Here is a 14,769-nt window from a genome sequence, read left to right on the forward strand (position 1 = left end):
CGGCTCAGATCAGGCCGGCCTTGCTGGCCTCGTAGACCGCCTCGGCGCGTCGTCGGACGCCCAGCTTCCGCATGATGTTGCTGACGTGGAATTTCGCGGTGGTCGCGGAGATGAACAGCGACGAGCCGATCTGCGCGTTGGACAGTCCGGTCGCGAGGAGTTTGAGCACCTCGAGCTCCCGATCACTGAGCCGGTTGTCGGCGGTGGCCCCGCTGGTCAGCGACCGCACCATGGCCGACGCGCTGCGGGAGTCGAAGGCCGATTCACCGCGGGAGACGGCACGGATCGCCCGGACCAGCTCGGTCGTGTCCACGTCCTTGACGACGTAACCGCGCGCACCCGCGTGCACCGCCTCGACCACGAGGCGTTCGTCGAGCGACGTCGTCAGCACCAGCAGACCCATCAGCGGGTGCGACCGGGACAGCTCGGCGCACAGCGCGAGCCCTTCGAAATCCGAACCGGCGGAGAGCTTCAGGTCGATCAGCACGACGTCTGGGACGAGGTGCCCGGCCACGACGACCGCCTCTTCCTTGGTGGCGGCCTCGCCGACGATGGTCAGGTCGGGTTCGCGTTCGAGGACCGACCGCAACCCCTCACGCAGGATGGCGTGGTCGTCGACCAGCGCGATGGTCGTCACGACGCGTCCTCGCCGTCGTGGACCTCGGGCCGTGCGGCCGTCAGCGGGATGGTGGCGACGACCCGGACGCCACCGAGACGCGAACGCCGGACCCGGAACTCGCCGCCGGCGTCGGCGACCCGATCGGCCATGTTGACCAGTCCCCGATGCATGCCGCCGAGGTCACCGCGACGCGCGACGCCGAGTACCGACCGCAACGCGCCGGGCTCACCGCACCCGTCGTCGTCGACGGCGAGGCTCACCTGATGGGTGTCGTAGCGGAGCTGGATGCGGGCGCGGGTCGCCTCGGCGTGCACCGCGGTGTTGAACAGCGCCTCCCCCGCGACCCGCAGCAGGGTGTGGTCGAGGTCGCCGGGCAGCTCGACCGGGGTACCCCCGACATCGACGGTCACGGTCAGCTCACCGGGCATGTGCACCACGCCGAGCTGGGCCAACATGTCCGGTAGCGACGACTTGTGGTGGTCGGCAGAGTGTTCGAGAGCGTAGATGGCCGACCGCAACTGGTCGACGGCCCGGCGCGTCAGTTCCTTGGCGAGGTCGAGTCGTTCACGGCGCTCGTCGGCGGGGATGTCGTTGCGGCACACCTCGATCTGCATGCCCGCCGACAGCACGGCCTGCGTCACGCTGTCGTGCAGCTCACGGGCGATCCGGTGCCGCTCCTCGTCGAGGACCCGATTGCGTTGCGCGGCTCCGAGTTCGCGTTGGGTGGCCTCGAGCTCGGCGTTGCGCGACTCGAGATCGGCGGCGGTGCGTCGTGCGTGCTCGAGCACCGCCGAGTTCTGCAACGCGACCGCCGTCTGCGACGCCAGGATGCTGACGACCGCGGCGTCGGTGGCGTCGATCGGACGACGCGTCCACGCGGCGAGCGCCCCGACATGCCCACCGCCGAGGGCCAGTGGGACACAGACGAAACGGTTCTCGGCGACGACCTCGTCGGCGATGCGGGCCCGACGGATGTTGTCCAGCAGGTCGACGACGTCGTCGGGCAGCGGCGGCCCCTCGACATCGCCGACGAGATACGGGGTGCCGTCGGGGCCGAGGACGAGACACCGCGGACCGGCGTCGACGAACGTGCCGTCGGCGAGTGCGAACACCGCCCACTGGGCGTCGAGGTGCACCCGGGCGGCCTCGACCACCTCGCAGATGAGACGTTCGGGTCCGTCGGACGTGCGCACCAGCGCGCCGGCGATCAGCCCGAGCGACGAGAGTGTCCGCTCCAACCGCGCCGTCGCCCCGCGGTACTGCGGGTAGAACGTGGACTTACCGGTGCGCAGCCCGGTCAGCCGCGTGAGGTCGCTCTGGTCGGCCATCGCCGCCACGAGCTCGGAGACGTCGGCCATCTCAGAGAGCGACCCGGAAGAGTGCCTCGGCGTCGGTGAGCGAGACCGGTCGCGGGTTCGTCGCCATGCACGCGTCACGTAGGGCGGACGCGGCCAGGCGTGGGATGTCGGCCTCGCGCACCCCGAGCTGTCCGAGGTGGCGGGGCACCCCGACGCGGCGGGCCAGCGCCTCGACCGCGTCGGCGACGGCGAGCGCCGCCTCGTCGGCCGGTCCGCGCGCCTCGTCGAGTCCCAGACCCAGCGCGATGGTCACGAACGGCGCCGGGTCCGCGGCTGCGTTGAAGCGGATCACGTGCGGGAGCAGGACCCCGTTGATCACGCCGTGCGGCAGGTCGAGCAGGCCGCCGACCTGGTGGCTCAACGCGTGCGCGGCGCCGAGTATGGCGTTGGTGAACGCCAGCCCGGCGTCGAGACTCGCCTGCGCCATCACCGAACGCGCACCGACGGCCAGCGGGTCGGTGATGCATGCCCCCAACGACCCCATGACGGTGTTCACCGCGCGCAGGGCGTGGTGGTCGGTGAGCGGGTTATGCGCGCGGGAGACGAACGCCTCGATGCCGTGCGTCAACGCATCGAGACCGGTTGCGGCACTGAGCCACTCCGGCATCGTGGTGAGCAGTCGCGGGTCGATGACGGTGATGTCGGGCACCAGGGCCCGACCGAGGATGGTGACCTTGGTGTCGCGGGTGGTGTCGGTGACGATGCAGAACTGCGACACGTCCGCACCGGTACCCGCGGTGGTCGGCACCATGACCAGCGGCGGGATGGGGCCGAGGACACGATCCACCCCCTCGTAGTCGAGGATCCGTCCACCGACACCGGCGAGGATCGCGATGCCCTTGGCGGCGTCCATCACCGATCCGCCACCCAGCGCGACCAGCACGTCACACCCGGCCGCCTGGTACACCTCGTGGCCCGCGGCGATCTCGTGGTCCTTCGGGTTGGGCGTCAGCGCGCTCCACACCGTGGGCTCGAGCCCGCAGGCGCGCAGGTGCGCCTCGACCTCGCTCATCCACCCGGCCTCGATCAGACCCGGATCGGTCACCAACAGCGGGCGCATACCCCCGAGTCGGACGGCCGCGTGCGCGGCCTCGACCGTCGAGTCGACGCCGAAGACGATCTCCGGGGCGTGGAACTTGACCACCCGCCCCTGATCGGCGAAGGCACTCGAGACACCGGTCGCCGCCTGTGCATGCACAGCAGCCACCCCGGAACCCATGTGACCCAGCTTACAACCGCGCGACCTCAAACCACCTGTCCGTTCGGGCAGGTGAGGCCTCACCGGCCCGAGGGCGAGCGGGCGCCGACCACCCCGGCGTCCAGGGCGTCGAAGCGGTCGTCGACCTTCGCCACCTTGTAGTAGATCAGGGCCCCGATCCACACCACGAAGAACGTCCCCACGACGAACTGTCCGACGCGTTCGAGGTTGATCGCCGCGACGACGTCCCAGATCCCGCCGGCCAGACCGAACTCGTCGCCGAGCAGCGACAGTAGCTGCAAGGTGCCGATGACGAACGCCAGGAAGACCGACAACCCGGTCATCGTGATGTTGTAGTAGATCTTGCGGACCGGGGTGACGAACGCCCACCCGTAGGCCTTCGACATGAACACCCCGTCGATGGTGTCCATCGTGGTCATCCCCGCGGCGAAGAGCACCGGCAGCGCGATGATCGCCAGCGGGGGCAGTCCCCCGGCGATGGCCGTGGTGCCCGCGACCGCGAGCAATCCGACCTGGGTGGCGGTGTCGAAGCCGAGTCCGAACAGCAGTCCGAGCGGATACATCTGCCACGAGTGGTTGATCAGCTTGTCGTAGCGTCCGCGGAACAGCCGATTCATCAGGCCGCGCTTGGCCAGCAGTTCGTCGAGGGAGTCGTCGGAGAACTCACCGCGCTTGGCTCGCCGCCAGACCTTCACGATGCCGTAGAGCACCATGATGTTCAGCGCGGCGATCAGGTAGAGGAACGTGCCCGACACCAGGGTGCCGACGATCCCGCCCGGCCCGGAGAACGCCTCCTGGAACGCGGTGGCCTTCGCGGCGACGATCGCGATCGCGCCGACGAACACCAGGACCACCGTCGAGTGGCCGAGGGAGAAGAACAACCCGACGGCCAGGGGCCGCTTGCCCTTCTGCAGCAGGAAGCGCGTGGTGTCGTCGATGGCGGCGATGTGGTCGGCGTCGAAGGCGTGGCGCATGCCCAGTGTGTAGGCCAGCAGGCCCGCGCCGGCGTAGACCAGGGTCCCGTCGGAACCGGTGAGGTTGTGGATGCGCGGGATCGAGTTGTAGTGGGCGAACAGGCCCCACCCGATCAGGTGCAGCACCACGAGGAACCCGACGATCATCGCCAACCGCGGGATCTCGTCGCGGGTGAAGCGGCTCATCGGCACCGCCGGATCGTCCTTCTCGGCAACGGTCGTGGTCATCGTCCTACCTGTTCTTCCGCCAGCGCGTCGGCCGTGCTGGTGAGTCCGGTGAGGTCGCGTACGACGCGAACTCGTTGACAGTATTCGGCGTATTGCGGGAGATCGCAGGACCCGAGCCCCCACGAGTACCTCGGCTCAGGTGTGAGCCAGATCGTCTCGCGGGCGCGACGGGTGATCTCGGCGAAGGCCTCGACGTTCGGGTCGAGCCCGTTGCTGCGTCCGTCGGCCAGCACCAGCACCGTCGTCCGCCGGCTGACGGCGTTGCCGTGCTCCTCCAGGAACTGCCCGAACGCGGCGCCGTGATCGGAGTTCGCGTCGACGTCGATGACGTCGCCACCGAACACCAACCCGAGCGCCTTCTCCACGGAGTGGTCGCTGAACAGGTCGGTCACCTCGGCGAGCTCGGAGACGAAGACGAAGGTGCGCACCTGACTCACCAGGTCCTGCAGGCCGTGGACCAGATGGAGGGTGAAGCGTGCGGTGGCGCGGACCGACAGACTCACGTCGGCGAGCAGCACCAACCGCGGCTTGTCCTCGCTGCGCGCCACGGTCACCGGTCGGAACGGCACGCCGTCGTAGCGCATGTTGTGCCGCATGGTGCGCGACGAGTCGACCCGTCCACGGGCCCCGGCCTTCCGCCGATGGGTCAGCGCACCGTGCAGGCTCTGGGTGAGTCGGCGCAGGACCTCCTCGAGTTCGGCTCGCTCGTGCTCACCGACATGGTCGACGGTGGCGACGGCCTTCTCCTCGTGTCCCTCGATGATCCGATTGTCCAGCGCCAACAGCGATTCGAGATGCTTCTTGAGCGCGGCGGGCAGGTTCTCCAGCACCCCGGCCAGTCGCCTGCGCAGATCCGCGGCGTCGTCGGTGACGTCGGTCTGGGCGTCGTCGGCAACGTCGTCGAGCCACCCGAACAGCGCGTCCTGCTGCGCGATGGAGAGGTCGGCGTCGACACGGGTCCCGCTGGAGGTGGAGATGTCTCCGGGGGCCGACGCCCCGCGCAGGTGGTCGGTCTCGATCTGGACCCGGTTGCCCTCCCCCAGCACCGACACCGCGTCCTGGGAGAACACGATCTCGTCGGTCATCGAGGCCAGGTCGATCTTGTTGGCCTCCTGATGCAGGTTGTACTGCGTCGCGAGGTCATCGGGATCGAAGTACTCGCGGATGTCCGACGGCGCACCGTGTTCGTGTCCCTGCTGCGGCAGCTGGCCCGGTTCCTCCGACAGTGTGAACTGCTCGAGCGTCCCCTCGTCGGACAGGTCGTCGTGGCTGTGGGTGTGCCCGTGGTCGTCGGCGTCCGGCTGGACCCGGACGAGCGCGAAGAAGAGGTCGAAGACGTCGTCGAAGATCGCGTCGCCGTCGATGTCCTTGACCAACGCGTTGCGAAGCGCCTCCTTGAGCACCGACCGGTTCGTGAGCACCCCGGGCAGCGCGGCGGCGTTCATCGCGTCGATGGTCTCCGGGGTGGAGATCCGCAGCCCACGCAGACGCAGCAGTCGGACGAAGCGGTGCAGGCTCTGCTCCACTGATCAGTCCTTGTTCGTCGACGGCGACTTCTTGGGACCGAATCCACGCGCGAAGGACGATTTCCTGGGCGACGACGTCGACGGCGCGGGCTCGGCGCCGGTGCTGGCCCCGTAGTAGTTGTCGCTGTGCCTTCCGGGGGTGTCCTTGGCCGCGCGCACCGCCTGCCCCGAGGGGCCGGCGTCGTCGTGATCGTGATCGTGGTCGTGCCCCGGACCGTGCTCGTGCGCCCCGTGGCCGTGATCGTGGCCGTGACTGTGGCCGTGGGCGTGCTCGTCGATGACCGCATTCGGATCGATGAGCCGCGGGATGACGGCCGTGGCCTTGGTGACGTCCTTGTCGTACTTCACCACCACCGAGACGGTGTCGTTGAGCAGTTTCGGGGTCAGCTCGGTGGCGCCGAGGACGGCCAGGGTCCGGGCCCAGTCGACGGTCTCGGAGATGCTCGGCGACTTGCGCAGATCGAGATCGCGCAGTCCGCGGACGACGTCGACGAGTTGCGCGGCGAGCGACTGCGCGAGCCCGGTGTCCTTCGAGACGACGATCTCGAGCTCGCGCTCGGCCGTCGGATACCCCAGGAAGCTGTGCAGGCAACGGCGTTTGAGCGCCGCGGACAGGTCGCGGGTGTTGTTCGACGTCAGCACCACGTAGGGCCGGATCTTCGCGACGAACGTACCGATCTCGGGCACCGACACCTGGTTCTCACCGAGCAGCTCGAGCAGCACCGCCTCGAGGGCCTCGTCGGCCCGGTCCACCTCGTCGATGAGCAACACGACCGGTTCCGGGGAGCGGATGGCCTCCAGCAGCGGTCGCGGGGCCAGGAACCGCTCGGAGAAGAACACGCTCTCCTGCGCCGAGATCCGGTCCACCGCCTCACCGAGGGTGTCGGCGTCGGCGACGAGCTGACCGATCTTCTCCTTGAGCACCTGGGTGTAGAGCAACTGCTTGCCGTAGTCCCACTCGTACAGCGCCTTGGTCTCGTCCTGGCCCTCGTAGCACTGCAGGCGCAGCAACCGTCGCCCGGTGACCTGCGCCAGCGCCTTGGCCAGTTCCGTCTTGCCCACACCGGCCGGCCCCTCGAGCAGGACCGGCTTGTCGAGTCGGGTCTGCAGGAAGACCGTGGTCGCGAGTCGCTCGTCGATGATGTACCCGGTCTCGCCGAACCGTGCGGTGACGTCCTCCACGGAGTCGAAATCGTGCACGGGCAGGGACTCGAGATCGGTGCTGGGAGCGGGCTTCTCGTCGACGGGGGCGACGTTGTCAGGCGACACGGATCGGCCTTCCTCGGTGGTGTGTGCGTGGGGGTGGAGCCGGCGCCCCGCCTGCTCGGGCGGGGCGCCGGAGTACGGGACTGCTCAGCCGATCAGGTCGTCGAGGTCGCCGACCATCGAGTGCTCGACCACCGGGAACACGGTCTCGAAGGTGCACTCCTTGAGGTTGCCCGGCGTGCACGCGTCCCCGAGGACGTGATTGGTGATGCGGGCGACGTCCTTCTCGTCGCCGGCGATCGTCTTGGCGTTCTCGTAGTACTTGGTCGGTCCGGTGCCGAGCCGGTTCTTGCTGTAGCTGTCGGCGTGGACGTCGACGAAGCGCTCCGGGATGCCCACATCACGCAGCAACTGGATCGCCGCCTCGAGGGCCGCGTGGGACGCGCGCTGATCGGACATGCCGTGGGTGTCGATGCCCATGGCGACGGCGATGTCGGCGAACTTGCGGTAGTCCGCGGTCATGTTGAACGCCCACACCCGGGGCAGCGCGATGGCGTTGTTCAGGCCGTGATGGGTGTCGTAGAAGGCACTGATCGCGTGGCTGATCGAGTGGATGATGCCGAGGCCACCGGAGTTGAAGGCCTGGGCGGCGATGTACTGCGCGTACATCATCCCCTCGCGCCCGGGCAGGTCCTCACCGTTCCAGGTGGCCGCGCGCAGGTTCTCCACGGTCATCTTGATGGCGTGCAGCGCGTTGCCCTTCGACGGTTCGAAGTTCAGCCGCGAGACGTAGGGCTCGCTGGCGTGGGCGAGCACGTCGAACCCGCACTGTGCGGTGTAGTCGGTGGGGCACGTGTAGTAGAGCACCGGGTCGTCGATGGCCAGGGTGGTCACGCTGGCGTCGTCGAACGCCACGTACTTGTGCGGGTTGTCCGGGTCGGTGGTGGTGTCGGTGATGACGTAGGCCCACGACGTCTCCGAACCCGTTCCGGCCGTGGTGGACACGGCGATGTGCGGCGGGTTCTTGGGGTTCTCGCTCTTGTTGAACCCCTCGAACTCGTTGACGTTGCGACCGTCGTGGGCCACCGCGATCCGGGCGCCCTTGCACGCGTCGTGGCTCGAGCCGCCGCCGATGGAGACGAAGCTGTCGCACTTGGCCTCGGAGTACATCGAGACCGCGTCCATGACGTTGTAGTCCTTGGGGTTGGACTCGACCTTGTCGTAGACCACCACCTCGAGACCGTGGTAGCGCATCGACTCGACGATGTTGTGCACGGTGTCGGTGCCGCGCAGGCCCGACGTCATGACGAGGGTCTTCTTGAAGCCGAGCTTGAGGGCCTCGGGCCCGATCATCTCGTGGGCTCCGGGACCCATCATCGCGCGGGGGAAGGGGTGGAACTCTTTGATGGGGAACGGCTTGAGTAGGTCGTCGACCTGCATGACTTGTCCTTTGCACGACGGGCCCGCGAGTGACGCGGTTGACTCGACCGACGTTAAGGACCGTGACGCGCGCCATAGGACGTTCCGACGCCGAACTGTCGGCTCCGCAGCCGAGAACTGCCCGATCGGACAGCGACACCCCTGTCCTGACCGCGGCCGCGGTCCCGTCCGACCCGTCACACGCGAGAACGCCCGACCCCTGGTGGGATCGGGCGTTCTCGGTGGTGCGTTCCCGCGCTACGCGCGGGAGGGTGTCACTTGGTGATCTTGGTGACGCGGCCGGCACCGACGGTGCGGCCACCCTCACGGATCGCGAAGCGCAGGCCCTCGTCCATGGCGACCGGCTGGATCAGCTTGACGCTCATCTCGGTGTTGTCACCGGGCATGACCATCTCGGTGCCCTCGGGCAGGGTCACGACGCCCGTCACGTCAGTCGTACGGAAGTAGAACTGGGGACGGTAGTTGTTGAAGAACGGGGTGTGGCGACCGCCCTCGTCCTTCGACAGGATGTACGCCTGGCCCTCGAACTCGGTGTGCGGGGTCGTGGTGCCGGGCTTGATGACGACCTGGCCGCGCTCGACGTCCTCACGCTTGAGTCCACGCAGCAGCAGACCGGCGTTGTCGCCCGCCTCTGCCGAGTCGAGCAGCTTGTGGAACATCTCGATACCGGTGACGGTCGACTTGGTCGACTTCTCCTTGATGCCCACGATCTCGACATCCTCGTTCACGTTGACCGAACCGCGCTCGACACGACCGGTGACGACGGTGCCACGACCGGTGATCGTGAAGACGTCCTCGACGGGCATGAGGAAGGGCTTCTCTGTCTCGCGGACGGGGTCCGGAACCGAGTCGTCGACGGCCTGCATGAGCTCGGCGATGGCCTCGCCCCACTTCTCGTCACCCTCGAGGGCCTTGAGAGCGGAGACCTTGACGACCGGCGCATCCTCGTCGAAGTCCTGGGCGGCCAGCAGTTCGCGGACCTCCATCTCGACGAGCTCGATGATCTCCTCGTCGTCGACCATGTCGGCCTTGTTCAGTGCGACGAGGATGTACGGCACGCCGACCTGGCGGGCGAGCAGCACGTGCTCACGCGTCTGGGGCATCGGGCCGTCGGTGGCGGCGACGACGAGAATCGCACCGTCCATCTGGGCCGCACCGGTGATCATGTTCTTGATGTAGTCGGCGTGACCGGGGGCGTCGACGTGCGCGTAGTGACGCTTCTCGGTCTGGTACTCGACGTGGGAGATGTTGATCGTGATACCACGAGCCTTCTCCTCCGGCGCCTTGTCGATCTGGTCGAACGCGAACGCGGCGTTGAGGTCCGGGTACTTGTCGTGCAGAACCTTGGTGATGGCCGCGGTCAGCGTGGTCTTGCCGTGGTCGACGTGACCGATCGTGCCGATGTTGACGTGCGGCTTGTTCCGCTCGAACTTCGCCTTACCCACTTGATGTCCTCCTGGACTGTTGTTGCGCCTGAGACCTTCTCAGAGGCAAGAAGTTTGTACTAGCTGTCTGTGCGCCGCGGCGGTTGCCCCGGCACGGTGGCGAATTACTCGCCCGTCGCCTTCGCGATGATTTCCTTCGCCACGTTCGCCGGAACCTCAGCGTACGAGTCGAACACCATGGAGTAGTTCGCCCGGCCCTGAGTCCTCGACCGGAGGTCTCCGATGTAGCCGAACATCTCCGACAGCGGGACCTGCGCCTTGACGATACGGGCACCGCTGCGCTCCTCCATGGCCTGGATCTGGCCACGGCGTGAGTTGAGGTCACCGATCACATCGCCCATGTAGTCCTCGGGCGTGATGACCTCGACGGCCATCAACGGTTCGAGGATGACGGGGCCGGCCATGCGGGCGGCCTCCTTCAGTGCCTGCGAACCGGCGATCTTGAACGCCATCTCCGAGGAGTCGACGTCGTGGTACTGGCCGTCGAGAAGCGAGAACTTCAGGTTGACCAGCGGGTAGCCGGCGAGCACGCCGTACTGCATGGCGTCCTGCGCACCGGCATCCACCGACGGGATGTACTCACGCGGGACACGACCACCGGAGACCGCGTTGACGAACTCGTAGGTCGCGCCGTCCTCGGCGTCGACCAACGGCTCGAGCTTGACGACGACCTTCGCGAACTGGCCCGATCCACCCGTCTGCTTCTTGTGGGTGAAGTCGTGCTTCTCGACCGTCTTGCGGATGGTCTCGCGGTAGGCCACCTGCGGCTTGCCAACGTTGGCCTCGACCTTGAACTCCCGCTTCATGCGGTCGACCAGGATGTCGAGGTGCAGCTCGCCCATACCGCCGATGACGGTCTGGCCGGTGTCCTCGTCCAGCTTCACCGAGAAGGTCGGATCCTCTTCGGCGAGCTTCTGGATCGCGGTGCCCAGCTTCTCCTGGTCGGACTTGGTCTTGGGCTCGATCGAGACCTGGATGACCGGGTCCGGGAAGGTCATCGACTCGAGGATGACCTGGTTCTGCGGATCGCAGAGGGTGTCACCCGTCGTCGTGTCCTTGAGACCGATCACCGCGTAGATGTGACCCGCCGACGCGGTCGCGATCGCGTTCTCCTTGTTGGAGTGCATCTGGAAGAGCTTGCCCAGACGCTCCTTCTTGCCCTTGGTCGAGTTGATGACCTGGGCACCGGAGTCGACCTTGCCCGAGTACACCCGGACGTAGGTCAGCTTGCCGAAGAAGGGGTGCGTCGCGATCTTGAACGCCAGCGCCGAGAACGGCTCGTCCGAGGACGGCTTGCGGGTGAGGATCTTCTCCTCGTCGCCGGGCGCGTGGCCCTGCACCGACTCGACGTCCAGCGGGGACGGGAGGTAGTCGATCACGGCGTCGAGCATGGGCTGCACACCCTTGTTCTTGAACGCCGAACCGCACAGCACCGGGTAGATCTCGGAGTTCACCGTCATCTTGCGGATGGCGGCCTTGACCTCGTCGATCGTCAGCGGCTCGCCGCCGAAATGCTTCTCCAGCAGGGCCTCGTCGGACTCGGCGACGGTCTCGAGGAGCTCCTCGCGGTACTGCTCAGCGCTCTCGAGCAGCTCCTCGGGGATGTCGATGGTCTCGTAGGACTCACCGAGCTTGGTCTCGCCGCGCCAGACCTTGGCCTTCATCTCGACCAGGTCGACGATGCCCTCGAAGCCGCCTTCGGAGCCGATCGGCAGCTGGATCACCAACGGCTTGGCGCCGAGGCGGTCCTTGATGGTCTGCACGGTGTAGTAGAAATCCGCACCGAGCTTGTCCATCTTGTTGACGAAGCAGATACGCGGCACGTCGTACTTGTCGGCCTGTCGCCAGACCTGCTCCGACTGCGGCTCGACACCCTCTTTGCCGTCGAACACCGCGACCGCGCCGTCGAGCACGCGCAGCGACCGCTCGACCTCGACGGTGAAGTCGACGTGACCGGGGGTGTCGATGATGTTGATCTGGTTGTCGTTCCAGAAGCAGGTGGTGGCAGCAGAGGTGATCGTGATGCCACGCTCCTGCTCCTGCTCCATCCAGTCCATGGTGGCTGCGCCGTCGTGGACCTCACCGATCTTGTAGGAGATACCGGTGTAGAAGAGGATGCGCTCGGTGGTGGTGGTCTTGCCGGCATCGATGTGGGCCATGATGCCGATGTTGCGGACCTTGTTGAGGTCGGTCAGCACGTCCTGTGCCACTTATCTGCCTCGCTTTTTCGCGTAGAGATCTTCGGGGTTGATGGACGGCCCGACGGTGACCCGGATGGATCACCGTCAGACCGCAGCTGTCACCAGCGGTAGTGCGCGAACGCCCGGTTGGCCTCAGCCATCTTGTGGGTGTCCTCACGGCGCTTGACTGCGGCACCGAGACCGTTGCTGGCATCGAGCAGTTCGTTGGCCAGGCGCTCGACCATCGTCTTCTCGCGACGCTGCCGGCTGAACGTGACCAGCCAGCGGAGGGCGAGGGTGTTGGCGCGGTTGGGCTTGACCTCGATGGGCACCTGGTAGGTGGCACCACCGACGCGGCGGCTCTTGACCTCGAGGGCGGGCTTGACGTTGTCGAGCGCGCGCTTGAGCGTGATGACCGGATCGGTGCCGGTCTTCTCGCGAGCCTGCTCGAGCGCCTGGTAGACGATGCGCTCGGCGGTCGACTTCTTGCCGTCCAGGAGGATCTTGTTCACCAGCTGGGTGACCAGCGGCGAGCTGTAGACCGGGTCGTTGACGAGGGGGCGCTTCGGGGCGGGTCCTTTACGTGGCATCAGCCCTTCTCCTTCTTCGCGCCGTACTTGCTGCGTCCCTGCTTGCGGGCCTTGACGCCCTGGGTGTCGAGCGAACCGCGGATGACCTTGTAACGCACACCCGGGAGGTCCTTCACACGACCACCGCGGACGAGCACCATCGAGTGCTCCTGCAGGTTGTGGCCTTCACCGGGGATGTAGGCGGTCACCTCGACCGAGCTGGTGAGGCGCACGCGGGCGACCTTACGCAGAGCGGAGTTCGGCTTCTTGGGGGTTGTCGTGTACACGCGAGTGCACACACCGCGGCGCTGCGGGCTGCCCTTGAGCGCTGCCGTCTTCTGCTTGGCAGGCTTGTCGTGGCGGCCCTTGCGGACCAGCTGGTTGATAGTTGGCACTGAAAGTCAATCCTCTGTGTTGGCGTTCGTGATGTGTCTCTGTGGTTGGTGCTCCGGACAGACATTCGGATCGATGAGATCCGAGGTCTCCACAGATCGCCCCATCAGGCCCGAAAGCGCTGATCAGTCGTTGTTTCGCTCCCCCACTACCGGGCGTGTCGGACACGCTGGCGAGTGGGTTGGCACCTCAGTTCGTCGCATACGCTCGAAGCCGGGAATCCCGACGGCGAATGTGGGCATACGAACTCGCCCGGCAGTTGCCAGGCACCAGCGGTCAACTGTACCGACAGCGCCAGGTGAGGTCAAAAATCGCACGGGACGTCAGCCGGTGTTCAGATGAACGCCATGCCGGGGTCATCGATTCCCGACGTCCCGGGGTGATCGGCATCGACTAGTTAGTGCCACTAATGTCGTTGTCGTGGATCTCCTCTTCTCCTCACTCGCGGCCTACGGCCACACCTTCCCGCTGATCCCGCTGGCGCGTGCCGCGCAGCAGGCCGGCCATCGCGTCCACTGGGCGACCGGCGACGGGATGCACCGCGTCCTGGGCGAACTCGGCTTCGAGACCGCGACCGCGGGTACCTCGATCGCCGACGCCTTCGAGCAGGTGGTCGCGGCCGACGGATCGGTGTCGTCCACGGCGGAGCTCAAGGCGAACACCGAGGGGCACCGGGACCTGATCGACCGGGCGTTCGGCGAGATCATCCCGCGGTCGTTCGCGACCGACCTCGCGCCGATCCTCGACCGGGTCCGGCCGGACGCGGTCATCGCCGAGGCGGGCAACTTCGGAGCCGTCGAGGCTGCGGGTGCCGCCGGGATCCCGGTCGTCGTCCACGGCATCGGACGGGGGTTCGGGTTCGGCCGCGACATCGCCGACGCACCCCTGCTCGACATCTTCCCCGCATCGCTCCAGGAGCCCGCCGTGGTGCGCCGCGCCGGTCGCATCCCGTTGCGTCCGACCGCCTTCGCCCCCGACGGCCCGCTGCCCGCCGTCGTCACCGACGACTCCGATCTCCGTCCCCTCGTCTACGTGACGCTGGGTACCGAGTTCGGCGACGCACGGATCCTCGCCGCCGCGGTCACCTCGATCGCGTCGCTGGGCGTGCGCGTGTTGTTGGCCCTCGGGCCGTCGGTCTCGCGTGAGGCGCTCGGTGTCGTCCCCGAGGCGGTACACGTGGCCGACTGGGTTCCGCAGGCGGCCGTGCTCCCGCACGCCTCGGCGATCGTCCACCACGGCGGCGCGGGGACCACGCTGGCCGCGCTCGCCGCCGGCCTGCCACAACTCGTGCTCCCCCAGGGTGCCGACCAGTTCCGCAACGCCGACGCCGTGGTCTCCGGGGGCCTCGGTCGAGCGCTGCTCGGCGCCCAGACCACGCCGCTCGGCATCCGGTCGGCGGTCGAGGAGCTGCTCGACCCGGCCGCGTTGATCACCCGCGCCTGCGCGGTGATGGTCGACGAGATCGAGGCCATGCCCTCGCCGCAGGCGGTCGTGGCCGACCTTCCCGCCCTGCTCACACGACACACCGACGCCGCCTCGGCCTAGCGCCCGGCGAACCGCGTCTCCGCGCCGAACTCACGAATCCGCGTCGTGCCCGGCGCGGATTCGTGAG

The 14,769-nt window shown here is 67.5% G+C and carries 12 protein-coding genes; 1 reads left to right on the plus strand and 11 read right to left on the minus strand.

What is annotated here, in order from left to right:
- Positions 1–4: 4 nt before the first annotated feature.
- From LX13_RS17640 to rpsL, 11 genes are all read right to left on the minus strand, one after another.
- Positions 5–637, minus strand: a complete 633-nt coding sequence (locus tag LX13_RS17640; RefSeq protein ID WP_253662566.1) for a MadR family response regulator transcription factor — start codon at positions 635–637, stop codon at positions 5–7.
- On the minus strand, positions 634–1,977 hold the full coding sequence (locus LX13_RS17645; RefSeq protein WP_301301296.1) for a MadS family sensor histidine kinase: 1,344 nt from the start codon (positions 1,975–1,977) through the stop codon (positions 634–636). The genes LX13_RS17640 and LX13_RS17645 overlap by 4 nt, the downstream gene beginning before the upstream one ends.
- 1 nt (position 1,978) lies before the next feature.
- Entirely contained in the window at positions 1,979–3,196 is a 1,218-nt protein-coding gene (locus LX13_RS17650; protein ID WP_253662567.1) for an iron-containing alcohol dehydrogenase, read from the minus strand.
- 59 nt (positions 3,197–3,255) lie between these two features.
- Positions 3,256–4,398, minus strand: a complete 1,143-nt coding sequence (gene nicT, locus LX13_RS17655; RefSeq protein ID WP_253662568.1) for a Nickel transporter NicT — start codon at positions 4,396–4,398, stop codon at positions 3,256–3,258.
- Entirely contained in the window at positions 4,395–5,924 is a 1,530-nt protein-coding gene (locus tag LX13_RS17660) for a VWA domain-containing protein (protein WP_253662569.1), read from the minus strand. The genes nicT and LX13_RS17660 overlap by 4 nt, the downstream gene beginning before the upstream one ends.
- Before the next feature lie 3 nt (positions 5,925–5,927).
- Positions 5,928–7,193 (minus strand): AAA family ATPase, encoded by a 1,266-nt coding sequence (locus LX13_RS17665; RefSeq protein ID WP_372499935.1) that lies wholly within the window; start codon positions 7,191–7,193, stop codon positions 5,928–5,930.
- 84 nt (positions 7,194–7,277) lie between these two features.
- A complete protein-coding gene (gene mdo / locus LX13_RS17670; protein WP_253662570.1) occupies positions 7,278–8,570 on the minus strand; it encodes an NDMA-dependent methanol dehydrogenase in 1,293 nt (430 codons plus the stop codon).
- 254 nt (positions 8,571–8,824) lie between these two features.
- Complete coding sequence (gene tuf, locus LX13_RS17675; RefSeq protein WP_188489245.1) at positions 8,825–10,015, minus strand: elongation factor Tu; 1,191 nt, start codon at positions 10,013–10,015, stop codon at positions 8,825–8,827.
- Positions 10,016–10,119: 104 nt separating this feature from the next.
- A complete protein-coding gene (gene fusA / locus LX13_RS17680; protein WP_253662571.1) occupies positions 10,120–12,225 on the minus strand; it encodes an elongation factor G in 2,106 nt (701 codons plus the stop codon).
- An 89-nt stretch (positions 12,226–12,314) separates the two neighbouring features.
- Complete coding sequence (gene rpsG / locus LX13_RS17685) at positions 12,315–12,785, minus strand: 30S ribosomal protein S7 (RefSeq protein WP_188489241.1); 471 nt, start codon at positions 12,783–12,785, stop codon at positions 12,315–12,317.
- Positions 12,785–13,159: a 30S ribosomal protein S12 gene (gene rpsL, locus LX13_RS17690; protein WP_023956148.1), complete on the minus strand. Its 375-nt coding sequence runs from the start codon at positions 13,157–13,159 to the stop codon at positions 12,785–12,787. The genes rpsG and rpsL overlap by 1 nt, the downstream gene beginning before the upstream one ends.
- A gap of 418 nt (positions 13,160–13,577) precedes the next feature.
- Between rpsL and LX13_RS17695 the strand changes: the two genes are divergently transcribed.
- Positions 13,578–14,702 carry a glycosyltransferase gene (locus tag LX13_RS17695; RefSeq protein WP_253662572.1) on the plus strand — a complete coding sequence of 375 codons (1,125 nt, stop codon included), beginning with the start codon at positions 13,578–13,580 and terminating at the stop codon, positions 14,700–14,702.
- Positions 14,703–14,769 lie beyond the last annotated feature (67 nt).

This window comes from Williamsia maris (assembly GCF_024171815.1).
In the GTDB taxonomy this organism is placed as follows: domain Bacteria; phylum Actinomycetota; class Actinomycetes; order Mycobacteriales; family Mycobacteriaceae; genus Williamsia_A; species Williamsia_A maris.

Bases quoted from the DNA above. Each gene is read 5' to 3' on its own strand.
- LX13_RS17645 (WP_301301296.1), bottom strand. From the start codon at position 1,977: ATGGCCGACGTCTCCGAGCTCGTGGCGGCGATGGCCGACCAGAGCGAC.
- LX13_RS17650 (WP_253662567.1), bottom strand. From the start codon at position 3,196: ATGGGTTCCGGGGTGGCTGCTGTGCATGCACAGGCGGCGACCGGTGTC.
- nicT (WP_253662568.1), bottom strand. From the start codon at position 4,398: ATGACCACGACCGTTGCCGAGAAGGACGATCCGGCGGTGCCGATGAGC.
- mdo (WP_253662570.1), bottom strand. From the start codon at position 8,570: ATGCAGGTCGACGACCTACTCAAGCCGTTCCCCATCAAAGAGTTCCAC.
- rpsG (WP_188489241.1), bottom strand. From the start codon at position 12,785: ATGCCACGTAAAGGACCCGCCCCGAAGCGCCCCCTCGTCAACGACCCG.